We start from the raw sequence: 22,833 nt of genomic DNA on the forward strand, positions 1-22,833 counted from the left end.
AGCTCGTGAGTTGTCGAAGAGCGGATGCGCCGGCTGCCGCCCCAAAGAAGGGCGCTTCCGGCCTCAGACGATGTTCAGCAGGCGGTGGCCCGACGACACCGTCGCGCCGACCGACGCGTTGACATCGGCGATCGTGCCGTCCTTGTGCGCGGTCAGCGGCTGCTCCATCTTCATGGCCTCGAGCACGAGCACGAGGTCGCCCTTGACGACCTTGTCGCCCTCGCCCACCGCAAGCTTCACGATCGTGGCCTGCATGGGCGCCGTGATCGAGTCACCGGTCGACGTCGCGGCCGACCCGTTGCCCGGGTTCCCGCCCGCACGGCGGCGCGGTGCCGGCGAAGCAGCGGCGGCACCGGCCGCGCTGCCGGCCAGCAGCGACGTCGGCAGGCTCACCTGGATGCGCTTGCCCTCGACCTCGACGACCACGCTGTGCCGGCGCTCGGCAGGTGCGGCCTCCTCGAGTGCGCCGCTCCAGGGCTCCAGCTCGTTCGTGAACTCCGTCTCGATCCAGCGCGTATACACGCCGAACGGCCCGTCGCCGGCCGGCGCGAACGCGGCGTCGCGCACCACGGCGCGGTGGAACGGCAGCACGGTCGGCAGGCCAGCCACCTCGAATTCGTCCAGCGCCCGGCGCGCCCGCTCGAGCGCCTGCTCGCGCGTCGCCCCGGTCACGATCAGCTTCGCCAGCAACGAGTCGAACGCGCCCGAGACGACGTCGCCGGACTCGACGCCGCTGTCCACGCGCACGCCTGGCCCCGCGGCAGGCTTGAACACGTGCACCGGTCCCGGTGACGGCATGAAGTTACGCCCCGGGTCCTCCCCGTTGATGCGGAACTCGAACGAGTGGCCGCGCGGCTCGGGGTCGGCGTAGTCGAGCGTGCCGCCATCCGCGATTCTGAACTGTTCACGCACCAGGTCGATGCCGGTGACCTCCTCGGAGACCGGGTGCTCGACCTGCAGGCGGGTGTTGACCTCGAGGAACGACACCGTTCCATCGGCCCCGATAAGGAACTCGCAGGTTCCGGCGCCCACGTAGCCGACCTCGGCAAGGATCGCCTTCGACGCGCGGTACAGCAGCGCGGTCTGCTCGGGCGTGAGGTAGGGCGCGGGCGCCTCCTCAACGAGCTTCTGGTGCCGGCGCTGCAGCGAGCAGTCGCGCGTGGAGACGATCACGACGGTGCCGTGCGCATCGGCCAGGCACTGCGTCTCGACGTGGCGCGGCTTGTCGAGGTACTTCTCGACGAAGCACTCGCCGCGCCCGAACGCCGCGATCGCCTCACGCGTCGCGGACTCGAACATCTCGGGCACCTCGTCGCGCGTGCGGGCCACCTTCAGGCCGCGCCCGCCGCCGCCGAACGCCGCCTTGATGGCGACGGGCAGTCCGTGCGTGTCGACGAAATCAAGAACTTCGGATGCGTCGGCAACCGGATTCAAGGTGCCGGGCGCCAGTGGGGCGCCCACCTTCTCGGCGACATGCCGCGCGGAGACCTTGTCTCCGAGCCGCTCAATCGCCTCGGGGGAGGGGCCGATCCAGGTCAGGCCCGCGCCGATGACGGCGCGCGCGAAGTCGGCGTTCTCGGCGAGGAAACCGTAGCCGGGGTGCACCGCGTCGGCGCCCGAGCGGCGGGCGACCGACAGCAGCTTGTCGATCACGAGATAGGTCTCGGCGCTCGTCGTGCCCTCGAGTGCGTATGCCTCGTCGGCGAGGCGCACGTGCACGGCGTCGCGGTCCTGGTCGGCGTAGACGGCGACCGAGGCGATGCCGCTGTCCCTGGCCGCGCGGATCACGCGCACGGCGATCTCGCCCCTGTTCGCGATGAGGACCTTGGTAATGGGCACGACCTTTAGCCTAAGCGCGGGAGCGGGCGCGGTTTTTGGTCGAGTACCACAAAGCTCGTGCCTGACACGGTGGGGTACCTACAAAGCGGTGTCGAGACGGGTGCGCGAGGGGGCCTGACAACGCGGTGTCGAGTACAGGTGCGCGAGGGGCACTAAAGGGCCGGCTGCCACAGCCGGTGCCACGGCACGCCGGCATCCCTGAACAGCGAGCGCAGCGTCGACAGCGATAGCCCGACCACGGTCGACGGGTCGCCCTCGACCCTGGTGATGAACGCCCCGCCGAGGCTGTCGATCGTGAACGCGCCGGCGACCTTCAGCGGCTCGCCCGTCGCCACGTAGGCGTCGATCTCGTCGTCGCCGATATCGTCGGCGAACGTCACCAGAGCGGATGCCACCGCCCCCGCCGCCCGCCCGGCCCGGCCCCCGCGGTGGTCGATCAGCCAGTGACCCGAGAACAGCTCGCCCGTGCGACCGCGCTGGAGGAGCCAGCGCTCGCGAGCGACCTCGGGTTCGTGCGGCTTTCCGTAGATCTCTCCGTCGAGCTCGAACGCCGAGTCGCCGCCCAGAATGAAGCCGTCGATCGGCTCGTCGTCGACCAGCCGGCCGACGACGGCCTCGGCCTTGGCCCTGGCGAGCAGCTGCACCATCTCGGCCGTGCTGAGGCGCCGGCCGAGCCGCTCCTCCTCCGCAGCGGTCGTTGCAGGCTCGTCGACGTGCGACGGCAGTGTGACGGGCTCGATGCCCGCGGCCCGCAGCGTCGCAAGGCGGGCGGGAGAGGTGGAGGCGAGATAGAGGCGCACGGGTGTTGTTGTCGTCGCCGTCACGCCGCCGCCCACCGTCATGCTGCCGCTCCCGTCATGTTCGATTCAGGTCGTTGTGCCATGCTCAACCCGTGGTGAAGAAAGTCGAGCTCGAGCCTACCAACGTGGCCCACGGAGGCGTCTTCGTGGCCCGGCACGAGGGGCGGGTGGTCTTCGTCGCCGACGCCGTCGACGGCGAGCGCGTGCTCGCCCGCATCACCGACGATACGCACGACCGGTTCTGGCGCGCCGAGACGCTCGAGGTGCTCGAGCCATCCCCGCACCGCCGCGAGCACGTGTGGCCAGAGGCCGCACTCGCCCGCGACCCCGCCGAGCGTGCGGGCGGCGCCGAGTTCGGCCACATCGCCCTGCCGCACCAGCGCGAGCTCAAACGGCGGGTCATCACCGACGCCCTCTCGCGCATGGCCGGCATCGAGCGCGACGTCACGGTCGAGGCAGCGGATGGCGACGACGCCGGGAATGGCCTCGCCTGGCGTACGCGCGTGCGCCTACAGGTGGGAGAGAGAGGCGAGGTCGGTCCGTTCGCCGCACGGTCGCACCACGTGGTTCCGGTGCGCTCGCTGCCGCTGGCTGTGCCCGCCGTCGCCGACGCCGCCCCGCTCGACGGGCGCCTGGAGGGCGCCGCATCCGTCGATGTCATCGCGAGTGGCGCGGGCGACGTGCACGTGATCGTGAACCCACGCGACGAGAAGCGTCGCCGCGGCGCCGCACCTACGGCCGGCGCCCTCATCACTGAGGCCGTGGCGGGGCGCGAGTTCCAACTCGACGCCGGCGGCTTCTGGCAGGTGCACCGGCGCGCCCCCGAGACCCTCTTCCGTGCGGTGCAGGAGGCCATCGACCCCTCTCTCTTCGACCCGGCCGCCGCCAATCTCGATCTCTATGGCGGGGTCGGCCTGCTCGCCGCCGCCGTCGGCGACCGCTTCGGGCCGGCCACCCGCATCACCTCCGTTGAGTCGTTCGCGCCCGCGACCCGCCACGCCGGCCGCAACCTCGCCGACTGGCGGGGAGCCGAGGCGGTCACCGCGCGCGTCGACCGCTACCTCGCGCGTCTCGAAGCGGATGCGCCGGCCCGCGAGCGTGCGCGGCTCTCGCAGGGCACGGTCGTTCTCGACCCCCCGCGCTCGGGCGCCGGGCGCGAGGTCGTCGACGGGCTCGCCGCGCTCGGGCCAGCGCAGCTCGTGTACGTCGCCTGCGACCCCGTCGCGCTCGCCCGGGACCTGGCGCTCTTCGCCGATCGCGGCTACGAGCTGCGGCAGCTGCGCGCGTTCGACCTGTTCCCGCACACGCACCACGTGGAGGCGATCGCGACGCTGGCGCCCGCGAGCTGAGCTTTTTCGCTTGTGACGACGGGAGCGTCTAGTCACTAGACGCTCCGCACGCCCATTACGCCGGCCTCTTCGCGAATCTCATGCCGCGACCGCTCGTTCTCCCCTACGATAAGCACATGGTGCGCGTGGCAATCGTCGATGATCACGAGTCCGTGCGTCTGGGGCTCGGTGCGGCGTGCGCGAACGCCGAGTACGACGTGGTCGCCACCGGCGCCACCGTCGACGAGCTCATCAGCGATCTGGCCGGGCGCGAGTGCGATGTGGTGGTGCTCGACCTCTCCCTGGGCGACGGCTCGAGCGTGACCGCGAACGTCAAGCGCGTGCAGGGAACGGGTGCGGCCGTGCTCGTGCACAGCATCGCCGACCGGGTCGCCAGCGTGCGTGAAGCGCTCGCCGCGGGAGCGGCGGGCGTCATCCCCAAGTCTTCTCCCACGACCACCGTGATGGCCGCTATCGCCACCGTTGCCTCGGGCGAGGTGCTCAACAACCTCGAGTGGGCGAGCGCCATCGATGCCGACGGCGACTTCGCCAAAGCGCAGCTGGGCCGACGTGAGCGCGACGTGCTGCACCTCTACGCCTCCGGGCTGCCACTGAAGGCCGTGGCGATCGAGCTCGGCATCGCCAACTCGACCGCCCGGGAATACCTCGATCGCATCCGGGTGAAGTACGTGGAGGTCGGTCGGCCGGCGCCGACCAAGGTCGACCTGCTGCGCCGTGCTGTCGAAGACGGGATCCTGCCGGGCCTGGATCCGGATGCGGGCAATGTCCGCCGATAGCTGGCCCGACCGCCGGTTCACGGCGGAACGGGGCCCCCGCAACCCCATCAGCCGAGCGGGCTTCGAGGTCATCGCCGGCCGTTCCATTGCGATTTTCGGCCTGATCTTCGGGGCGCAGACGGTCAGCGCGCTGCTCGCCCAGGTGCCGTTCATGACGCCGCGCTGGGGCATCGTGGCGGCGATCGCGGTGTTCGGCAGCCTGGTGCTCGTCGCCGTTGCGGCCATCGTGCAGTTCGGCGTGAAGACCGCCATGGGCCTCTCGGCACTCATCTATCTGGCCGTGGTGGCGCTGTGGCCGCTGCTCGTGCACTCGCCCGTGTTCGAGGGCGGCAACAAGCCGTGGGTCTGGTACCTCTGCACCGTCGCCACGGCGTTCGCCACAGTGGCGTTCCCGCTCTGGCTCGCGACCGTGTACACGGTTGTCGCGCCGGTCGTGTACGGTGTCGCGCGTGCGCTGCCGGCCGGCGGCGGCGTCGGCCCGGAACTCGCCCTGCTCGATGTCATCTACGCCGTCATTCTCGGCGGTGCCATTCTCGTAATCGTGACCATGCTGCGACAGGCGGCATCGGGCGTGGATGCTGCGCAGTCGACCGCGCTCGAGAAGTACTCGACGGCCGTGCGTGAACACGCCATGGAGGTCGAGCGCGTGCAGGTTGACGCCATCGTGCACGACAGCGTGCTTACCACGCTGCTCGCGGCGGCGGGGGCATCCTCTGCCGACGACCAGTCACGGGCGGCGCGCATGGCGTCCGACGCGATCGGCCACCTGCACTCGGCCGTCGCGGTCGACCCCGACGACCAGACGCTGGTGGATCTGGGGCGGCTGACGCGCAGGGTGCGGGCGGCGGCATCCGCTTTCTCTAACGCGTTTGAGATTCGCACGAGCAGGGTCGAGGGCCAGACGCTGCCGGTGCACGTCGCCGAGGCGCTGTATTCGGCGAGCGTTCAGGCCATGGTCAACAGCATGCAGCACGCCGGGGGAGCCGAGGTCACCCGCACGCTCAGCATCGAGGGCGGGCGCGACGGCGACCCTGTGACGGTCACGGTGACGGATGACGGCGCCGGGTTCGACCCGGACGCCGTTCCGACGGAGCGGCTCGGACTGCGTGTCTCGATCGGCGAGCGGGTGGTGAACGTGGGCGGCGCCGTCGAGGTGCGCTCGCACCCCGGCGACGGGGCGTCGATCGTGCTCACCTGGCCTGCCGCGGAGGTGCGAGCATGATCACCGTTCCCCGCCTCATCTTCCTCGGGCTCGGGGCGCTGTTCTCGGCGTACCACGTGTTCCTCGGCATCTCGACGCTCGGGCACCCGGCGACGCCGCAGCCGGCCATCGCCGCGATGGTGGTGTACGCGCTGGCCACCGCCGTGAGTATCTGGCCGGGCAGCCCCGTGAAGATGCCGCTGTGGCTCGCCGCGTTCGACCTGGCCGTGTGTGTCGCGCTGCCGCTGCTCGTGACCAGCCAGCTCGACGGCGGCGCGGACAACGGGTATGCCACGTGGCATGTAGCGGCCGTCGGAACGCTCATGACGATCTGCGCCGTGCGGCGGCAGCAGCTCATTGCGTGGACGGGCGTACTGTTCCTCGCGGTGCAGACCGTGGTGTGGGGTGGCTTCGGCGCGCTGGCCTCGGTGGGCGTGATCGGCAGCGTGGCCTGGGTGGGGGTGGCCGTGGTGATCACGCGGGCCCTCGTGAAGGCCGCCCGCGATTCGCGGCAGTTCGCGAAGGCCGAGCGTGAGGCGACCGAGTGGCAGGCGGCGCAGGAGGCGCACGTGATCGAGCGGCAGTTTCGGCTGCGCAAGACGTATCGGGTGGCGCAGCCGATGCTCACGGAGATCGCGCGCACGGGCGGCAACCTCACGCCGGCACAGCGGCAGGAGTGCCGGTACCTGGAGCAGGCGATCCGCGACGAGATCCGTGGGCGCAGCCTGCTGACCGACGACGTGCGGGAGCAGGTCATGGCCGCCCGGCGCCGGGGCACGGTCGTGAGCCTGCTCGACGAGGGCGGGCTCGACGACATGCTCGAGGAGGAGCGCCTCGAGATTCTCGGGCGCCTGGCAGACGCGATCCGCGGAACGCGCACCGACCGGCTGATCGTGCGCACCGTGCCGCACTCGTCGCGCGTTGCCGTGACCGTGGTGGGGCTGAGCGTGCCGGGCGACGGCCACGCCAACGCCCTCGGCCCCGACTCGCACGATGACGAGGTGGACCTGTGGCTGGAGATCCCGCGGCACCCGTCGCAGGCGGCGGCACCGCTGCTTGCGCCCGCCTCCCCGGTCGGGAAGTAGCGAAGGGGGCCTGTCGCTTCCGAGCCGGGCCCAGAACCGGCGGGTTAAAGACTGCGAGGAGGCCGGCTGTTCGCCGGCCCCCTCGAGAAGCCCCGAGTCAGGGCGATAACCCGAATATCACCCTGACTCGCCCCCAACACATTCGCCCGCTTACCCTAGTCGGCGAATGATTGGCGGTGTAACTCGGAAGAGAGACACCTAGCACTAGTAATACTGGCTGAGCCCCAACATATCTAAAAGTCGTCTCTTTGGGGGACAATTGGGGGACAATCCCGGTCCCCCATGGGGCTGCGAGCCCCGAAAAGACGGGGCATCCCACAAATGGGGGGTAGACCCTCGGGGTACAGAGCGTCGCTAGACACCGTGCCTCCATGCGCCGGGGCCCGGCACCAGTTCCTGGCGGATGGGCCGGGCGCTGCGCACCCAGCCATTGCTCGCGGGCGACGGGGCGAGCTCGGCCGCGGCGGCCTGCTCTGCGGCGGCCGCAACGATGACGGCCGAGACGGCGGCGATCTCCTCGCTCGTCACGGCGGTCTCGAACACGATGTCACTCGCGTCGAGCGTCTTCGCGTGCGCCGGCCTCTGCATGCTCATGCTCCACCCATCACAGCGGGATGTTCCCGTGCTTCTTCGGCGGCAATGTCGCCCGCTTGGTGCGCAGCGCACGCAGCGCGCGCACGACCGTCACACGCGTAGCGGCTGGCTCGATCACGCCGTCGAGCTCGCCGCGCTCCGCCGCGAGGAAGGGGCTCGCCACGTTGTAGGTGTATTCGCTCGCGAGCCGGGCGCGCACCGCGGCGACATCCTCGCCTGCGGCCTCGGCCGCCCTGATCTCGTTGCGATACAGGATGTTCACCGCGCCCTGCCCGCCCATGACGGCGATCTCGGCCGTCGGCCACGCATAGTTCAGGTCGGCGCCGAGCTGCTTCGAGCCCATGACGATGTAGGCACCGCCGTAGGCCTTGCGCGTGATCACGGTGACGAGCGGCACGGTCGCCTCCGCGTATGCGTACAGCAGCTTCGCTCCGCGGCGGATCACGCCGGTCCACTCCTGGTCGGTGCCGGGCAGGTATCCGGGTACGTCGACGAGCGTGAGAATGGGGATCGAGAACGCGTCGCAGAACCGAACGAACCGCGAGGCCTTCTCGCCGGCGTCAATGTTGAGCGTGCCCGCCATGGCGTTGGGCTGGTTCGCGATGATCCCGACCGACCGGCCCTCCACCCGGGCGAACCCGATGACGATGTTGGGGGCGAACAGGGGCTGCACCTCGAGGAAGTCCCCGTCATCCACCACATGCTCAATGACTTCGTGCACGTCGTATGGCTGGTTCGGAGAATCGGGTATGAGCGAGTTGAGCCTTCGGTCGGCATCCGTTATCTCGAGCTCCGGCTCGCTCTCGAACGCCGGCAGCTCGGAGAGATTGTTGTCCGGCAGGAACCCGAGCAGCGTGCGCACGTAGTCGAGGGCATCCTCCTCGTCGTTCGCCAGATAGTGGGCGACCCCCGAGATCTTGTTGTGGGTGAGGGCGCCGCCGAGCTCTTCCATGCCCACGTCTTCGCCGGTGACGGTCTTGATGACGTCGGGCCCGGTGACGAACATCTGGCTGGTCTTGTCGACCATGATCACGAAGTCGGTGAGCGCGGGGGAGTACACGGCGCCGCCCGCCGCGGGGCCCATGATGACCGAGATCTGCGGGATCACGCCGGAGGCCTGCGTGTTGCGGCGGAAGATCTCACCGTACTTACCGAGCGCGACCACGCCCTCCTGAATGCGCGCGCCGCCCGAGTCGAGCAGGCCGATGATGGGAACGCCGAGCCGCAGCGCCAGGTCCATGACCTTGATGATCTTCTCGCCGGCGACCTCGCCGAGCGAGCCGCCGAAGATGGTGAAGTCCTGCGCGTAGACCGCGACCTGGCGCCCGTGGATCATGCCGGTGCCGGTGACGACCGCGTCGCCGTAGGGGCGCTTGGCGTCCATGCCGAACGCGTGCGTGCGGTGCCGCACGAACTCGTCGAGCTCGACGAACGACCCGTGGTCGAGCAGCAGCTCGATGCGCTCGCGGGCCGTCAGCTTGCCCTTCGCGTGCTGCTTCTCGATCGCCGCCTGCCCGCTCGCCGTGACGGCCTCGTGGTAGCGCTCTTTGAGGTCGGCGAGCTTGCCCGCCGTGGTCATCATGTCGGGGCGCGATTCATTCTCGGTCACGCCGTTCACTCTACCGGCCGCCTCTCGGCGTCTCCGGGTGACGAAACCCTACAAATATCGCGCGCAATTCAATGGATGCCGCGGCTACGGCCCGCCCGCCCCGTCGCTCCCGTCCGCGCGGCGCCGCGCCGAACGAAAACGACGGTGTTGCTGTCGAAAAGCGTGGAAAATCGCGCGGCTGCGCACATCCGCTCGCGCATCGCCGTCGTTTTCGTTCGTCGGCGAGGTGCGGGATGCGCGAGCGCGAGCGGTCTGGCTGGCGACGCTTGATCGAAAACGACGGAGATAGTCGCAAACATCGACTGAGAGGGTGGCGGATCAAGGCGAATAGACAGGATCACCGTCGTTTTCGTTCGGAGCTTCGTCAGAGCGTCGTTCAGCGCTTCGTTCACCACGGGAGCTGGCACGGCTCGGCGCAGCGGGGGCGACGACGCGCAGCGAGGCGGCAGACTGAGGGCATGGAGTTTTCCCGCAGCGCCCGCATCGCCTCGCGCCTCGTCGCGCTCGAGAGCGCAGGGTCCACCAACGACGAGCTCATGCTCAAGGCCACCGGCGCGGATGCCGCAGGCTGGCCCGATCTGTCGGTCATCGTCACCGGTGACCAGACCGGCGGCAGGGGCCGGCTCGGGCGGGTGTGGGTCGCACCGGCGGGGAAGTCGCTTGCGATCTCCGTGCTGCTGCGAACGAGTGGCGGTGCGACAGAGGTCGGTGCGGGTGGGGGTGGGACGGGCGGGGACGCCAACGTGCATCCGCTACCGCATCCGCTACCGCATCCGCTACCGCATCCGCTACCGCATTCGCATCCGCAGCAGCATTCGCACCCGCTGCCGCTGGATGCACTCGGCTGGGTTCCCCTGCTCGCCGGGCTGGCGATGACGCGCGCGGTGGCGTCGTTCGTGCCGCAGCCCGACACGGTGAGCCTGAAATGGCCGAACGACGTGCTGATCCGAGGGCGGAAGGTGTGCGGGATTCTGTGCGAGCTGCTGCCCGGCGCGACCGGCGTGATCGTGGGGGCGGGGCTGAACCTGACGCTCAACGAGCGGGATCTGCCGACGTCGACGTCGACCTCCCTTCTGCTCGAGGGAGCCGAGAGCGCCAGCGCCGACGAGGTTCTCGCGGCATACCTTCGAGAGCTGGCGGCGCTCGCCGAGGCGTTCCGGCAGGCGGGCGGGGACGCGACGGTCCCGCAGGCGGAGAGTGCGCGGTCCGGCGGGGACGCGACGGTCCCGCAGGCGGAGAGCGCGCGCTCCGGCGGCGATGCGCCGACGACGCCCACTGCTGTCGCCACGGCGCTGCGTGACGCCGTCGTTGCCCGCTGCGGCACGATCGGCCAGGCGGTGCGGGTCGAGCTGCCCGACGGATCCCGGCTCACGGGCACCGCCACGGGCATCGACGACGCCGGGCGGCTCATTGTCGCGACCGAAACCTCGCTCGAGGCTGTCGCGGCCGGCGATATCACACACCTGAGGTATTAATTGGACATGGCCAAACGCGAGCGCGACGACCGCCGCGGCAGGGGCGAACCCCGCCGCGGCAGCGCGCGCGACGACCGCGGCAGCGCCAGCGCCAGCAATCACAGCGAGGGCGGCAACCATGGCAGCCTAAGCAACCCCAATAGCGCGCCGGCCAGCACCCGCCCCGCCCCCGCCGAACGCGTCATCGCCCGCCTGCGCCCCAACGCGCGCGCCCTCTTCTGGCCCGCGATCCTGCTGCTCGCGGTGTGCGGGTCGGTCGGCTACTTCGGCGGATCGTTCCCCCTGGTCTGGGAGAACGTGCTGGTCTTCGTCGTCGCCGCGATCGTCGTCTTCCTGCTCTGCGTGCTCCCGCTCTGCTTCTGGCTCAGCCGCCGCTACGTCATCACGACCCGCCGCATCATCGTGCACCGCGGATTCTTCGTGCGCATCCGCCAAGAACTTCTGCACAGCCGCGGTTACGACATCACGTTGCGCCGCACCTGGCTGCAGAGTGCGTTCCGTTCCGGCGACATTCGCATCAACTCGGGGCTCGAAACGCCCGTCGTGCTCGCCGACGTTCCGCGCGCCGATCAGGTGCAGAGCGCGCTGCACGACCTCGCCGAGAGCAGCCAGAACGTCATCGCCTCGCGCCGCCAGCAGGAGGAGAGCGCCGCCGGCGACATCACCTCAGTCTGGGGCGCCCGGTAGTTCCGATTGTCGAGTAGCGCCGCCGGGCGCGTATCGAGGCCCGAGCACGGCGACATCGGCCGCCCCGAGAGACGCCTCAGGCACGGATGCGGCTTCAGGCACGGATGCGGCGCCCGCGCGCGACGCGCGGCCGCCGGCGCTCCGCGCGGGCGCGAACACCCACCAGCGATACAACGCGAACCGAAACACCGTTCCGAGCGCAAGGCCGACGACGTTGTTGGCGATGTTGTCGGCGAGCAGCGAGGTGAACCCGAACACGTAGTGCGAGAGCCACAGGCACAGCAGGGGGATCCCCATGCCCGCCAGGCTCACGGCGAAGAACTCCGCGGCTTCGCGACCGGTGTGGGCCTGCCTCGACGCCGAGAACGCCCAGTAGCGGTTGCCGAGCCAGTTCGTCGCGATGGCGACGACGGTGGCGATGATGGTCGCATAGAGGGGGCCATGGTGAACTGCAGCGGGCCGCAGCACCGTGAGCAGGAGACCGTTGAACACGACGAGATTCACGAAGAATCCCACGCCGCCGACGGCACCGAACTTGAGCAGCTGCGGCACGAGGCGAGCGCCCCGAGGGGCTTCAGTCTGCTGTTCGGTCATGTTCCCGTAACGGTTGTGCGCGTTTCATGCGCGAAGATGGATGCGGATTAGAGCCTACTTACCCGCACCGCGGGCCGACTGTGAGTTTGACAGGCAGATGCTGCGACTACCCCGGGCGGCGGTATCACCGGCAGCTGGCAGCGCACCCACCCCGAGTAGCTAAGGAGACACCCGCGAGATGCGAGAGACGATCGGCGTGATCGGGGGCGGACAACTGGCCCGCATGATGATTCCCGCGGCGGTGAACCTGGGCCTCACGATCCGTGTGCTCGAGGAGGCGCCGGGAATGTCGGCCGAGCTGGCCGCCACCGCCGTCGGCGACTACCGCGACCTCGAGACGGTGCTCACCTTCGCCGAGACGGTCGACGCCATCACCTTCGACCACGAGCATGTTCCGCAGGCGGTTCTGCGCGAGCTCGTGGCACGCGGCGTTGCGGTTCACCCCGGGCCGGATGCGCTGCTTTACGCACAGGACAAGCTGCAGATGCGCTCTCGCCTCACCGAGCTGGGGCTCCCCGTGCCCGACTGGGCGGCGGTGCGCAACGCCGACGAGCTCGGTGCCTTCCTCGCCGCACACGGCGGGCGCGCGGTCGTGAAGACGGCGCGAGGCGGCTACGACGGCAAGGGCGTGCGGGTGGTCCGCGACGCGCACGAGGCCGACGACTGGTTCAGCGCGCTCGCCGACGCCGGCACGACACCCACCGCCGGCACGACACCCACCGCCGGCACGACACCGGATGCCCTCCTCGTCGAGGAGCTCGTCGACTTCCGCCGCGAGCTCGCACAGCTCGTGGCCCGCCGTCCCTCCGGCCAGATCGCCGCGTGGCCCGTCGTCGAGACCGTCCAGAAGGGCGGCGTCTGCGCCGAGGTCATCGCCCCGGCGCCCGAGGCAGCCGGCCACGTCGCGAACGCGGCGGGCGAGATTGCGCGAGCAATCGCATCCGGTCTGGGGGTGACGGGGGTGCTCGCGGTCGAGCTCTTCGAGACGACGGATGGCCGCATTCTCGTCAATGAGCTTGCCATGCGGCCGCACAACAGTGGCCACTGGAGCATCGATGGCGCGATCACGAGCCAGTTCGAGCAGCACCTGCGCGCGGTGCTCGACCTGCCGCTCGGCAGCACCGAGGCTCGCGCGCCGTGGTCGGTCATGGTCAACATTCTGGGCGGACCGGCCGAGGGCAGCCTGCAGGACCGCTACTCGGCGGTGCTCGACGCGTACCCGTCGGTCAAGATCCACGCGTACGGCAAGGCGCCGCGCCCCGGCCGCAAGGTGGGGCACGTCACCGCCGTCGGCGCCGATCTTGCAAAGGTGCTGGCAGAGGCGCGTGGCGCAGCGGCGTTCTTTGAGAACTGAGCTCTAGCATGGTGCGCATGCCCAACCCGTCTGCCTCCGAGCCGCTCGTCGCCGTCGTGATGGGGTCGGATTCCGACTGGAACGTCATGAGCGCAGCCGCGGAGCTGCTCGGCGAGTTCGGCATTCCGCACGAGGTGCAGGTGGTCTCCGCGCACCGCACGCCCGAGAAGATGATCGCGTACGGCAAGACGGCGGCGGGGCGCGGCATCCGTGTCATCATCGCCGGGGCCGGGGGAGCAGCCCACCTGCCGGGCATGCTCGCCGCCGTGACGACCCTGCCCGTCGTGGGTGTGCCGGTGCCGCTCAGCCGGCTCGACGGCCTCGACTCGCTTCTCTCGATCGTGCAGATGCCCGCGGGCGTGCCGGTCGCGACGGTGTCGATCGGTGGCGCGAAGAATGCGGGGCTCATCGCCGTCAAGATCCTCGCGACGGCGGATGCGGCCCTGACCGCAAAGCTGGCCGACTATGCGGCCGGGCTCGCTGACAGCGTCGAGACGAAGAACGAAGCACTGCAGTCTCGCCTATGACGATCGCGAACCCGATCCGCTACCCGGATACCGGCTCGTCGCAGTTCATGTCGCGGCGGGGCTGGTGGCTCGTGGTGCTCAACGTGCTCATCCCGGGGTCGGCTCAGGTGCTCGCGGGCAATCGTCGGCTGGGCCGGTTCGGTCTGGTCTCCACCCTTGTTCTGTGGATGCTGGCGGTCGCCGCCGTCGTTCTCTACCTCGTCTCGCACAGCACCGTGTACGAGATCGTCACGTCGACGCTCGGCCTGTGGGTGCTGCAGATTCTACTGATTGTGTATGTGGCGATCTGGATCGTGCTGACGCTCGACACGCTGCGGCTGGTGCGGTTCGTGCGCACGTCGGCGGCCTCCGGTGCGCTCATCGCGGCCTTCTCGGTGCTCGTGCTCGCCGCCGTGACGGTCGGTGGCGGCTACGGCGCGGTCGTGGCATCGTCGGCGCGCGGTGCCCTCGGCCACATCTTCGCCGCGGGTCCGTCGGTCGCGCCCGTGGACGGCCGTTACAACATCATGCTGCTCGGCGGCGACGCCGGGCCCGACCGTCAGGGCCTGCGCCCCGACAGCATGTCGGTCGTGAGCATCGACGCCGACACGGGGCGGGCCACCATGATCGGACTGCCGCGCGACCTGAACCCCACGCCGTTCTCGGCCGGCTCGCCCATGCTTGCGGACTACCCGAACGGGTACGGGTACAGGAACCGCTGTGACGTCGACGTGTGCCAGCTCAACTCCATTTACACCGAGGTCGAGCTGTACAAGCCGAAGCTCTACCCGAATGCCAAGGCGCACAACAGCGAGCCCGGTATCGAGGCCATGCGCGACGCCATGGAGGGCGCGCTCGGCATCAAAATTCAGTTCTACGTGCTGATCGACATGGAGGGCTTCGCCGACCTGGTCGACGCGCTCGGCGGCGTGGATATCGACGTGAAGCAGCGCCTGCCCATCGGCGGCGACGAGAACCTCAATGGTGTTGTCGGCTGGATCGAGGCGGGCAAGCAGCACATGAACGGCTACACGGCCCAGTGGTACGCGCGCAGCCGCCATGGCAGCGCGCGCGGCGACTACGACCGCATGGACCGCCAACGCCAGCTCGAGGACGCGATCCTGAAGCAGGCGAACCCGGTGAACGTCGTGTCGAAGTTCCAGGCGATCGCGAGCGCCGGCACTCAAGTGGTGAAGACCGATATCCCCCAGCAGATGCTCGGCTATTTCGTGGACCTCGGCATGAAGACGCGCACCCAGCCCGTGACCACGCTCGAGCTGACCCCGCCCACTATCGTGCCCGCCGACCCCGACTACGACAAGATCCACGCCCTGGTACGCCAGGCCCTGGCCCCGCCGACCTCCACCCCGACCCCGTAGGCCTGCGGCTGCTGCGGGGGCATCCCGTGTCGTGCCGCGCCGTCCGTGCCGTGCCGTGCCGCTGTTGCCGCGCCGCTGCGGGGCGCATCCCGTCCCGTGCCACTGCCGCACCTGCCCGCTGCCCGAACGAAAACGACGGTGTTTCTGTCGAAAGTGACCTGCCAGCGACCCAGAATGCCGATTCCGAGCAGAATGTCCGTCGGTTTCGTTCAGACGAGAGCGGATGCGCCCCGCCGGGGCGGCGCCCGAGCCGGCCGCGGTCCCGTCTCCGTTGGCCCGACGGAGTCTATTCAAAGGACGAATAGACTAACGGAGCCGCCGCGACGAGCAAAAGCGGCGCTCAGCCGGCCTGCTCCTCAGCAACGAGGGCATGCAGGGCCGTCTCGGCCGCGTTCTGGATATGTTGCGCGCACAGCCGCGCCGCAACATCGGCGTCTGACTGCTCGATGGCGTCCATGATCGCCCGGAGTTCCCTCGCCGATTCCGCAGGCCGTCCGCTGGAGTTGAGCGATGTCGCGCGAAGCACCTGTACGCGAGCCTGCAGCGAACCGAGTACCTGCCTGAGAACCGCGCTGCCCGCGCCCTCGATGAGGGTCGCGTAGAAGTCATCCTTGGCGCGCAGCATTCCTTGCGTGTCCTCCGGACTCGCCTCGGAAATGGCCGACAACTCGTCAACCGCGATGCGCAGTTGGGCCACCTGCTCAGGGGTCGCACGGTCGACGAATCGTTCGACGGCGAGTGATTCAAGGTGCGCGCGCACGTCGTAGAGATCGGCGGCCTCTTCCGGCGAGGGTGCAGCAACGATCGCTCCCTTCTGAGGCACCACCGTGACCAAGCCCTCTGACGCAAGATCGCGCAGTGCCTCTCGAATCGTCGTTCGTGACACGCCGAAACGCTCGATGAGTTCGCGCTCAATAAGGCGCTGGCCGGGTCGAAGCTGGAAGTCGAGGATCGCCGCCCTCATCATCCCGATGACCTGTTCGCGCAGCGGCGCCGCCACTCGCCCGATCGGCTCGACTTCCCAGCCGCTCAATGTCGTGTTCTCGGTCTTCATCGGCCACCACCCCCTCGCATTGTCAGCCAATTGTACGATCACACACTCAGAAGGACCGGTACGACGGCGATTGCAGCAGTTGTATGACGATCATATGATATGAGGAAGAGCGAGGCTAAAGGAGGCCGGTGTGGCGCTGACGTCGCGACAACAGGAGATCAAGGACGCGTTCCTTGCCGAACGAGGTTGGTGGGGTGAACCGTGGGATACGGTTCTCGAGATCGACCCGGAGTTCGTCGTCGCCTATCAGGAGATGTACGCGGTTCCACACAAGAAGTCGCAGCTCACGGCCAAGTTCCGCGAGCTCTGCTACATCTCTATCAACGCTGCGGCCACTCACCTCTATCTCCCAGGAATCCTTCCGCACATCAAGAAGGCGCTGGATCTGGGCGCCACTCCGGCAGAGATTCTCGAAGTTCTCGAGCTGGCGGCGACGCTCGGCATCCACACCATGAATATCGGGGTCCCGCTGCTCGTCGAGGTCCTTGAGGAGCGCGGGCGAACCGGGCCCACACCGTTGACCGACTACCAAGAGGATCTCAAGGCTGAGTTCACCGAGCTGCGTGGCTACTGGCACGATTTCTGGGATGAGATGCTCGAACTCGATCCCGAGATGTTCGAGGCGTACACGCATTTCTCGACGGTGCCTTGGCGAACCGGAACCCTCACACCCGCTGAGAAGGAGCTCATCTATATCAGCTACGACATCGCTGCGACGCACCTGTATGTACCGGGGACCAAGCTGCATATTCGAAATGCCCTTGCGCACGGTGCGACCGTCGCACAGGTGCTCGAGGTCATGGAGATCTCATCGATCATTGGCATCCACGCTCTAACGACAGCCGTTCCTATGCTCGCGCGGGAAATGGCGCGACGAAAGTCCGGCGAGGTCGAGCCGGATTAGAACGGCGTTGCCTCAGCTGACCTGAATCGAGAGGTACTTGCGCTCCAGATACTCATCGATGCCCTCGTGGCCGCCCTCCCGTCCGTAGCCACTCGCCTTCACGCCGCCGAACGGTGCGGCGGGATTCGACAACACGCCGCGATTGAGTCCGATCATGCCGACGTCAAGCGCCTCTGACACGCGTACCGCACGACCCAAATCAGTCGTGAACACGTAGCCGGCGAGGCCAAAATCGCTGGCGTTCGCCCACTCGACCACTTCTTCCTCTGTGTTGAACACGACAATAGGCGCCACAGGACCGAAGATCTCCTCACGCACGATTCGAGACGTTTTCGGCACGTTGGTCAGTACGCGGGCGGCGCTGTAGTAGCCGTTGCCACTCGGTACCTCGCTAGCGTATGCAACCGTTGCGCCGTCGGCGACCGCGGCATCCACAAGCTCAGCCACCTTGTCGACCGCAGCCTGGTCGATGAGTGCACCCAGAGTCACACCGTCATCAACGCCAGGACCCACCGTGGTCAGGGATACGCGCTCGACCAGTTTCCGGGTGAACTCCTCGGCGATCGATGCGTGCACGTACAGCCGGTTTGCTGCCGTACACGCCTCGCCGTTGTTACGCAGCTTGGCAATCACTGCCTGTTCCACCGCGCGATCGACATCGGCGTCGTCGAACACGATGAGCGGCGCGTTCCCGCCGAGTTCGAGCGAGACGCGCAGCAGTCCGTCTGCGGCTTGCCGAGCGAGGGACTGCCCGACTTCCGTCGACCCGGTGAACGAGAGCTTGCGCAGCCGGCGATCGGCAAGCAGGTCACTTACCACCAGGCTCGATTTCGATGTCGTCACGACATTGAGCACGCCCGCGGGCAGTCCCGCCTCCATCAGGATCGCCGCGAGGGCGAGCATAGAGAGCGGGGTCTGTTTCGCCGGTTTGACCACGACCGTGCAGCCCGCCGCGAACGCCGGTCCGATCTTCCGTGCGCCCATAGCGAGAGGAAAGTTCCATGGCGTGACGAACAGGCACGGACCAACCGGCTGACGCATGGTGAGGATTCGGGAGCCGCCGTCCGGCGCGGTCGCCCAGGTGCCGTCCACGCGCACGGCCTCTTCCGAGAACCACCGGAAATAGTCTGCAGCGTATGCCACCTCGGCGCGCGATTCAGCGAGCGGTTTGCCCATTTCCAGAGTCATGAGCACCGCGAGATCTTCGTTGCGCTGCGTCATGAGCTCGAAGCTGCGCCGCAGAATCTCCCCGCGTTCGCGAGGCGCTGTCGCTGCCCATCGCGCCTGAGCCTCAACGGCTGAATCCAGAGCCGCCCTCGCGTCGGCTATTGATGCGTCGGCCACCCGCGCGATGGGCACCGCCGTACTTGGGTCTTCGACGTCGAAGGCTGCCCCGCCCTCAGCGTCGATCCATCGGCCGCCCCGCAGCAGTTGCGTCGGCGCCTGTGAAAGCGCCCGGTGATATCTCTCGGCTCTTTCTGTCACTCGTTCGGCTCCTCGTTCGCCACGGCAAGCTCCTCAATCAGGATCGGTGCAGCCAACGTCACCGAGTGAATCCCGATCACAGCTGCGATCTCCATCACCTCGAGAATCTCGCCGACGGTCGCACCGTAGCCGAGCGCGTTCTCAATGTGCAGTTTGAGTCCGACCTTGTAGAGGTGGGTGGCGGAGGTGTCGAACGCCATATAGATGAACTCGCGTACCTTCGGCTCAAGCGTGCCGTTCTTCCACGGATGCGATGAATACTCCGTGTAGGCGTCGAAGAGCTCTGGGTCGAGCTCCAACATTTCGTCCCAGGTGGGATTCCAGTAGCCGCGATTTCGAGTGAAATCGGCCTTCAACCGCTCCTGGTATTCGTTGAGATCCGCCGGCTCTGTGCGAATCCCTCTTTCGGCAAGTATCTCCGTGAGCACGGGAACACCGACATTCATGGCGTGGATGCTGAGGGTTGCCGTGCACTCGAGTACCTCCATGACCTCCTGCGCGGTCGCGCCCGCGGCGAGGGCCGCCTTGATGTGCTGGCGGACTCCCGGTGCGTAGAGGTGCGTTGCTGCGGCATCCACGGCAATGTAGATGAATTCCTTGGTCTTGGTATCGAGATGATTCTTGCGCCATGGCACCGCGGAGAATCCGAGGTACGCGGCGAGGAATTCCGCGTCCAGAGTGAGAATCGCCTCCCAGCTTTCGCCCCAGGTTCCGCGCACGCGGATGAATTCGTCTTTGATCTCCTGCTGGCGCGCAGTGAACTCCATGGTGTTCTCCCTACTCTGTCGATGCTTCAGTCATGCTGGCGCGGCGGCATTCTGCCCGCGCTCGAGAGCCCGCAACGCCGTCGCGCTGGCGCGACGCACGTGTTCGGCGAAGAGCTGCGAGGCCAGCGCGCCGTCTCGCTGACAAACCGCCTCGACGATGGCTCTAAGCTCCGACACGACCTGTTGGGGGCGGCCGTCCTCCGCTAGCGATGTGGCCCGTAGCACGTGCACGCGAGCCTTGAGACCGCCAAGCAGTTGCTGAAGGGTGGGGCTCTGAGCTCCCGCCAACAGCACGGCATAGAACCGGTCCTTGGCCGCAAGGATCTCCCGGACATCGGTGCTAGTGGCAACAACGTGGTCGTATTCGTCGACGCTCGCCACCAAGCGGGCAACGTCGTCGTCGTCAACGCGATCGACGAAGTGACGCACGAGCAAGGACTCGAGCACTGCCCGAATCTCATAGAGGTCTGCCGCTTCTTCTGCCGAGGGGATGCTGACGATCGCGCCGCGCTGTGGCACGACGGTGACCAGGCCATCCGAGATCAGGTCGCGCAGCGCCTCGCGGACCGTCGTGCGCGAGACCCCGAGGCGTTCGATCAGCTCACGCTCAACGAGCCGCTGACCCGGCTTCAGGCTCAGGTCAAAGATGGCGGCGCGCAGCGAGGCGACCACCTGTTCGCGGAGCGGCGCGGCGATCCTCCCGATCGGCGCGACCGACCAGGTGTCACCCGTGAACTCTGATGGCGACACATCGACTCCCTTACTCATTCTGGGGTGGAGTCATGGGCGCGCTGTTGAATCCAGCGTGCGACTTCGGTGTGGTCTGCCGTCGGCTCCAGGCTTTCCGAGGCTGCACTCCAATGCCTGATGGCGTCCTCTCCAAGCTGGCTCGGCACCCCGAGCTCATCGGCCAGGTTCGCAGCGATCTTCATATCCTTGAGCATCAGTCGCAGGCCGAAACCTGACGCATAGGTCTGCGTGAGGATGAAGTTGGGCCACTTGTTTTCCGTCGAGCCGCTTCGACCGCTCGAACTGTTGAATACGGAGAGCATCACCTCGGGATCGATCCCGAACTTCTGCCCGACGACCATCGCCTCGCTTGTGATCCACAGGTGAGTGGCGGAGAGCAGATTGTTGAGCGCCTTGATCGCGTGTCCTGCCCCCACATCACCCACCCGCACGGGGCGTCCGAGAAGTTCGAGGAGTGGCGTGACCCGTTCCAGGAGCTCGGGCGGGCAACCGAGCATGATCGTGAGTGTTCCGCGCACGGCCCCGGTGACGCCGCCCGATACCGGGGCGTCGATGAAGCGGATGCCGGCCCTGGCCAGCACGTCGGCGAGCGCCTTGGTGCGCAGCGGCTCCGACGAGCTCATGTCGATGACGAGCGCACCCGCCTTGAGGGACCGACTGAAGGCGTCGTCGCCGGCCACGGCATCGACGATGTCGGAGTTTGGAAGCATGAGGATGACGACGTCGGCATCCGTCACTGCTTCACTAAGGGTCGCCGCCTCAACAGCACCGAGGTCGACCGCATGCGCCCGCGCCGTCTCGCTTACGTCATACGCGTGAACGCGGTGGCCGGCCTGGATCAGCCGGGCTGTCATTGGCGCGCCCATGTTGCCGAGCCCGATGAAGCCGATGGTCAGGGAACCGTCAGGCATTCTCATCAAGATCCTTCAAGACCTTCTCCGCGACCCTGAACGACTCCAGCGCCGCAGGGACTCCAACGTAGATCGCTGTCTGCATCAGCACGGCCTGGATCTCTGCCACTGTCACTCCGTTGTTCAACGCCCCACGCACGTGGACACCGAGCTCATGGCTGCGGTTGAGCGCGGTGAGCATGGCGAGATTGATGAGGCTGCGGGTGCGGCGGGGCAGCTCGTCGCCGCTCCAGATTTCGCCCCAGCAGTACTCGGTCACCAGCTCCTGGATAGGCCTCGAGAAGTCGGTGACCTTGGCCATTGAGCGATCGACGTGCTCGTCCCCGAGCACAGCCCGACGCGTCGCGAGTCCCTTCTCCAGAGACTCGCGATGCGTCTCGTTTTTATCGGTCATTGTTCTTCCCTTGCCTCGGGGTCGTGATAGTCGGAGTCGTCCACGGGATCGGCCCAACTGGTCGCGCCGAGCGAGATCGCCGTGTGCACCATGTACGACTCCGGCGACGCTCCGTGCCAGTGGCGTTCGCCAGGCGGGCACCAGACGGTGTCGCCAGCGCGGACCACCTCAACGGGGCCTCCCTCGCTCTGGACGAGACCGCGGCCAGCCAGCACTTGCAGGATCTGTCCGCGCTCGTGCTCATGCCAGTAGGTGTGTGCTCCCGGCGTGAAGTTGACCGTGTTGATTACCACGCCGTCTGTTGCGGGCATGGTCACGTAGGGGAATGCGGTTCCGGTCATCTTGGAACGGCGGTTGCCGGCTGCGCCTTCCTGATCGCCAGGACGGGTGATGATCATCGGGAATCCTCCTTGTCGTCGTCGTCGTCGTCGTTGTGTAGCCGAACGCCGCCCGAGATATCGCCGATCGCGTCGACCACCGTGTTGCTGATTTCGTCGGCATAGCCGAGCGCCCGGGCGAGGCCGAATGCCGCGACCGGTCCCGAGGAAGTGACGCTGGCCACTCCAAGCTGCGCGAGCAGCTCTGTGTAGAGGGTGATGTCCTTGAGCATGAGCGTGTTCGTTAGACCGCCCTTGAGATAGTCACCGTGAATGATCTTCGGAAACCGATTCAACGTGGCGAAGTTCACGCCGGAACTTTTGTTGAATACCTTGAGTACAGTCTCGAGATCGAGGTCGGCCTTCTTCGCGGCCACCATGACCTCGGCGGTCGCTGCGAGAGCCACACCGTTGAGAAAGTTGTTCAGCAGTTTGGTGATATGCCCCGTGCCGCTCGGTCCGATGTAGAAGATGCTCGAGGCGAAGTACCCGAGCTCTTCTCTGATCGAATCAAGCGCAGGCTCGCTGCCGCCGACCATGAGCGTCAGGTTGCCCTTCTCAGCTGCCGCTGCGCCACCGGAAATGCCGGCGTCGAGGTAGTTGGCGCCTCGCTCGAAGAACTTGGCATGGATGCTGCGGGTCGATGCCGGTGCGGCGGTACTCAGATCGACGACGATCTGCCCGGGGCGCGAGTGCGCGATCAGACCGCTGTCACCGTAGACGACAGCTTCAATTACCCGGCTGTCTGGCAGCGACAGGAAGACGACGTCACTGTTCTCGATCACATCAGCGGCGGAGGCGGCCGGCGTGGCGCCGACTGCCTGAATGTTGTCGGTCTTCGCGTCGAAGCCGAGCACCTCGCGTCCGCCACGCACGATGCATCCGGTCATCCGGCCGCCCATGTTGCCGAGCCCGATGAATCCAATTCTCTTGTCACCCATGC

The 22,833-nt window shown here is 67.6% G+C and carries 23 protein-coding genes; 10 read left to right on the forward strand and 13 right to left on the reverse strand.

What is annotated here, in order from left to right; all coding sequences use genetic code 11:
* Positions 1–63 precede the first annotated feature (63 nt).
* Together OSC27_RS01695 and OSC27_RS01700 are read right to left on the reverse strand one after the other, a co-directional pair.
* Positions 64–1,839, reverse strand: a complete 1,776-nt coding sequence (locus tag OSC27_RS01695) for an acetyl/propionyl/methylcrotonyl-CoA carboxylase subunit alpha (RefSeq protein WP_267179680.1) — start codon at positions 1,837–1,839, stop codon at positions 64–66.
* A gap of 152 nt (positions 1,840–1,991) precedes the next feature.
* A complete protein-coding gene (locus OSC27_RS01700) occupies positions 1,992–2,681 on the reverse strand; it encodes a Maf family protein (protein ID WP_267179681.1) in 690 nt (229 codons plus the stop codon).
* A gap of 83 nt (positions 2,682–2,764) precedes the next feature.
* Here OSC27_RS01700 and OSC27_RS01705 point away from each other — a divergent pair, with 83 nt between their 5' ends.
* The 4 genes from OSC27_RS01705 (at position 2,765) to OSC27_RS01720 (ending at position 7,050) form a co-directional block, all read left to right on the forward strand.
* Entirely contained in the window at positions 2,765–3,988 is a 1,224-nt protein-coding gene (locus OSC27_RS01705) for a class I SAM-dependent RNA methyltransferase (RefSeq protein WP_267179682.1), read from the forward strand.
* Between the two features lie 116 nt (positions 3,989–4,104).
* Positions 4,105–4,764 (forward strand): response regulator transcription factor, encoded by a 660-nt coding sequence (locus OSC27_RS01710; RefSeq protein WP_267179683.1) that lies wholly within the window; start codon positions 4,105–4,107, stop codon positions 4,762–4,764.
* Positions 4,751–5,986: a sensor histidine kinase gene (locus OSC27_RS01715; RefSeq protein WP_267179684.1), complete on the forward strand. Its 1,236-nt coding sequence runs from the start codon at positions 4,751–4,753 to the stop codon at positions 5,984–5,986. The genes OSC27_RS01710 and OSC27_RS01715 overlap by 14 nt, the downstream gene beginning before the upstream one ends.
* On the forward strand, positions 5,983–7,050 hold the full coding sequence (locus tag OSC27_RS01720) for a hypothetical protein (RefSeq protein ID WP_267179685.1): 1,068 nt from the start codon (positions 5,983–5,985) through the stop codon (positions 7,048–7,050). Before OSC27_RS01715 ends, OSC27_RS01720 begins: the two co-directional genes overlap by 4 nt.
* Before the next feature lie 354 nt (positions 7,051–7,404).
* On the opposite strand, the gene OSC27_RS01725 is transcribed toward OSC27_RS01720, so the two are convergent.
* Both OSC27_RS01725 and OSC27_RS01730 read right to left on the reverse strand, forming a co-directional pair.
* On the reverse strand, positions 7,405–7,644 hold the full coding sequence (locus tag OSC27_RS01725; RefSeq protein ID WP_267179686.1) for an acyl-CoA carboxylase epsilon subunit: 240 nt from the start codon (positions 7,642–7,644) through the stop codon (positions 7,405–7,407).
* Between the two features lie 10 nt (positions 7,645–7,654).
* Entirely contained in the window at positions 7,655–9,226 is a 1,572-nt protein-coding gene (locus OSC27_RS01730) for an acyl-CoA carboxylase subunit beta (protein WP_267180398.1), read from the reverse strand.
* Positions 9,227–9,711: 485 nt separating this feature from the next.
* Here OSC27_RS01730 and OSC27_RS01735 point away from each other — a divergent pair, with 485 nt between their 5' ends.
* A complete protein-coding gene (locus OSC27_RS01735) occupies positions 9,712–10,728 on the forward strand; it encodes a biotin--[acetyl-CoA-carboxylase] ligase (RefSeq protein WP_267179687.1) in 1,017 nt (338 codons plus the stop codon).
* A 6-nt stretch (positions 10,729–10,734) separates the two neighbouring features.
* Positions 10,735–11,415, forward strand: a complete 681-nt coding sequence (locus tag OSC27_RS01740) for a PH domain-containing protein (RefSeq protein WP_267179688.1) — start codon at positions 10,735–10,737, stop codon at positions 11,413–11,415.
* Here the strand turns inward: OSC27_RS01740 and OSC27_RS01745 are convergent.
* Positions 11,395–12,009 (reverse strand): GtrA family protein, encoded by a 615-nt coding sequence (locus OSC27_RS01745; RefSeq protein ID WP_267179689.1) that lies wholly within the window; start codon positions 12,007–12,009, stop codon positions 11,395–11,397. The genes OSC27_RS01740 and OSC27_RS01745 overlap by 21 nt on opposite strands.
* Positions 12,010–12,187: 178 nt before the next feature.
* Between OSC27_RS01745 and OSC27_RS01750 the strand changes: the two genes are divergently transcribed.
* Genes OSC27_RS01750 through OSC27_RS01760 form a run of 3 tightly spaced genes read left to right on the forward strand, consistent with a single transcriptional unit; the run spans position 12,188 to position 15,248 of the window.
* The gene (locus OSC27_RS01750) at positions 12,188–13,363 is read left to right on the forward strand and encodes a 5-(carboxyamino)imidazole ribonucleotide synthase (RefSeq protein ID WP_267179690.1); all 1,176 of its coding nucleotides are present in this window, start codon (positions 12,188–12,190) and stop codon (positions 13,361–13,363) included.
* A 17-nt stretch (positions 13,364–13,380) separates the two neighbouring features.
* Positions 13,381–13,890: a 5-(carboxyamino)imidazole ribonucleotide mutase gene (purE, locus tag OSC27_RS01755; protein ID WP_267179691.1), complete on the forward strand. Its 510-nt coding sequence runs from the start codon at positions 13,381–13,383 to the stop codon at positions 13,888–13,890.
* On the forward strand, positions 13,887–15,248 hold the full coding sequence (locus OSC27_RS01760; protein WP_267179692.1) for an LCP family protein: 1,362 nt from the start codon (positions 13,887–13,889) through the stop codon (positions 15,246–15,248). Before purE ends, OSC27_RS01760 begins: the two co-directional genes overlap by 4 nt.
* A gap of 340 nt (positions 15,249–15,588) precedes the next feature.
* On the opposite strand, the gene OSC27_RS01765 is transcribed toward OSC27_RS01760, so the two are convergent.
* Positions 15,589–16,302, reverse strand: a complete 714-nt coding sequence (locus OSC27_RS01765) for a GntR family transcriptional regulator (RefSeq protein WP_267179693.1) — start codon at positions 16,300–16,302, stop codon at positions 15,589–15,591.
* Between the two features lie 130 nt (positions 16,303–16,432).
* Here OSC27_RS01765 and OSC27_RS01770 point away from each other — a divergent pair, with 130 nt between their 5' ends.
* Positions 16,433–17,206: a carboxymuconolactone decarboxylase family protein gene (locus OSC27_RS01770; RefSeq protein ID WP_267179694.1), complete on the forward strand. Its 774-nt coding sequence runs from the start codon at positions 16,433–16,435 to the stop codon at positions 17,204–17,206.
* A gap of 12 nt (positions 17,207–17,218) precedes the next feature.
* Here OSC27_RS01770 and OSC27_RS01775 read toward each other — a convergent pair whose 3' ends face one another.
* The 7 genes from OSC27_RS01775 to OSC27_RS01805 form a co-directional block, all read right to left on the reverse strand.
* Positions 17,219–18,691 carry an NAD-dependent succinate-semialdehyde dehydrogenase gene (locus OSC27_RS01775; RefSeq protein WP_323373878.1) on the reverse strand — a complete coding sequence of 491 codons (1,473 nt, stop codon included), beginning with the start codon at positions 18,689–18,691 and terminating at the stop codon, positions 17,219–17,221.
* Positions 18,688–19,458, reverse strand: a complete 771-nt coding sequence (locus tag OSC27_RS01780; RefSeq protein ID WP_267179695.1) for a carboxymuconolactone decarboxylase family protein — start codon at positions 19,456–19,458, stop codon at positions 18,688–18,690. Before OSC27_RS01780 ends, OSC27_RS01775 begins: the two co-directional genes overlap by 4 nt.
* A 30-nt stretch (positions 19,459–19,488) precedes the next feature.
* Positions 19,489–20,130, reverse strand: coding sequence for a GntR family transcriptional regulator (locus OSC27_RS01785; RefSeq protein WP_267179696.1), 642 nt, complete (start codon positions 20,128–20,130; stop codon positions 19,489–19,491).
* A gap of 92 nt (positions 20,131–20,222) precedes the next feature.
* A complete protein-coding gene (locus OSC27_RS01790; protein ID WP_267179697.1) occupies positions 20,223–21,119 on the reverse strand; it encodes an NAD(P)-dependent oxidoreductase in 897 nt (298 codons plus the stop codon).
* A complete protein-coding gene (gene pcaC, locus OSC27_RS01795; RefSeq protein ID WP_267179698.1) occupies positions 21,112–21,513 on the reverse strand; it encodes a 4-carboxymuconolactone decarboxylase in 402 nt (133 codons plus the stop codon). The genes OSC27_RS01790 and pcaC overlap by 8 nt, the downstream gene beginning before the upstream one ends.
* Positions 21,510–21,911 carry a cupin domain-containing protein gene (locus tag OSC27_RS01800; protein WP_267179699.1) on the reverse strand — a complete coding sequence of 134 codons (402 nt, stop codon included), beginning with the start codon at positions 21,909–21,911 and terminating at the stop codon, positions 21,510–21,512. Before OSC27_RS01800 ends, pcaC begins: the two co-directional genes overlap by 4 nt.
* Positions 21,908–22,831, reverse strand: coding sequence for an NAD(P)-dependent oxidoreductase (locus tag OSC27_RS01805; protein WP_267179700.1), 924 nt, complete (start codon positions 22,829–22,831; stop codon positions 21,908–21,910). The genes OSC27_RS01800 and OSC27_RS01805 overlap by 4 nt, the downstream gene beginning before the upstream one ends.
* Between the last annotated feature and the right edge of the window lie 2 nt (positions 22,832–22,833).

It is taken from the genome of Microbacterium sp. STN6 (assembly GCF_026410545.1).
Classification (GTDB): domain Bacteria; phylum Actinomycetota; class Actinomycetes; order Actinomycetales; family Microbacteriaceae; genus Root112D2.

Bases quoted from the DNA above. Each gene is read 5' to 3' on its own strand.
- OSC27_RS01760 (WP_267179692.1), top strand. From the start codon at position 13,887: ATGACGATCGCGAACCCGATCCGCTACCCGGATACCGGCTCGTCGCAG.
- OSC27_RS01715 (WP_267179684.1), top strand. From the start codon at position 4,751: ATGTCCGCCGATAGCTGGCCCGACCGCCGGTTCACGGCGGAACGGGGC.
- OSC27_RS01735 (WP_267179687.1), top strand. From the start codon at position 9,712: ATGGAGTTTTCCCGCAGCGCCCGCATCGCCTCGCGCCTCGTCGCGCTC.
- OSC27_RS01805 (WP_267179700.1), bottom strand. From the start codon at position 22,831: ATGGGTGACAAGAGAATTGGATTCATCGGGCTCGGCAACATGGGCGGC.
- OSC27_RS01725 (WP_267179686.1), bottom strand. From the start codon at position 7,644: ATGAGCATGCAGAGGCCGGCGCACGCGAAGACGCTCGACGCGAGTGAC.
- OSC27_RS01740 (WP_267179688.1), top strand. From the start codon at position 10,735: ATGGCCAAACGCGAGCGCGACGACCGCCGCGGCAGGGGCGAACCCCGC.
- pcaC (WP_267179698.1), bottom strand. From the start codon at position 21,513: ATGACCGATAAAAACGAGACGCATCGCGAGTCTCTGGAGAAGGGACTC.
- OSC27_RS01800 (WP_267179699.1), bottom strand. From the start codon at position 21,911: ATGATCATCACCCGTCCTGGCGATCAGGAAGGCGCAGCCGGCAACCGC.
- OSC27_RS01710 (WP_267179683.1), top strand. From the start codon at position 4,105: ATGGTGCGCGTGGCAATCGTCGATGATCACGAGTCCGTGCGTCTGGGG.
- OSC27_RS01765 (WP_267179693.1), bottom strand. From the start codon at position 16,302: ATGAAGACCGAGAACACGACATTGAGCGGCTGGGAAGTCGAGCCGATC.
- OSC27_RS01730 (WP_267180398.1), bottom strand. From the start codon at position 9,226: ATGATGACCACGGCGGGCAAGCTCGCCGACCTCAAAGAGCGCTACCAC.
- OSC27_RS01700 (WP_267179681.1), bottom strand. From the start codon at position 2,681: ATGACGGTGGGCGGCGGCGTGACGGCGACGACAACAACACCCGTGCGC.
- OSC27_RS01750 (WP_267179690.1), top strand. From the start codon at position 12,188: ATGCGAGAGACGATCGGCGTGATCGGGGGCGGACAACTGGCCCGCATG.
- OSC27_RS01790 (WP_267179697.1), bottom strand. From the start codon at position 21,119: ATGCCTGACGGTTCCCTGACCATCGGCTTCATCGGGCTCGGCAACATG.
- OSC27_RS01745 (WP_267179689.1), bottom strand. From the start codon at position 12,009: ATGACCGAACAGCAGACTGAAGCCCCTCGGGGCGCTCGCCTCGTGCCG.
- OSC27_RS01720 (WP_267179685.1), top strand. From the start codon at position 5,983: ATGATCACCGTTCCCCGCCTCATCTTCCTCGGGCTCGGGGCGCTGTTC.
- purE (WP_267179691.1), top strand. From the start codon at position 13,381: ATGCCCAACCCGTCTGCCTCCGAGCCGCTCGTCGCCGTCGTGATGGGG.
- OSC27_RS01780 (WP_267179695.1), bottom strand. From the start codon at position 19,458: ATGGAGTTCACTGCGCGCCAGCAGGAGATCAAAGACGAATTCATCCGC.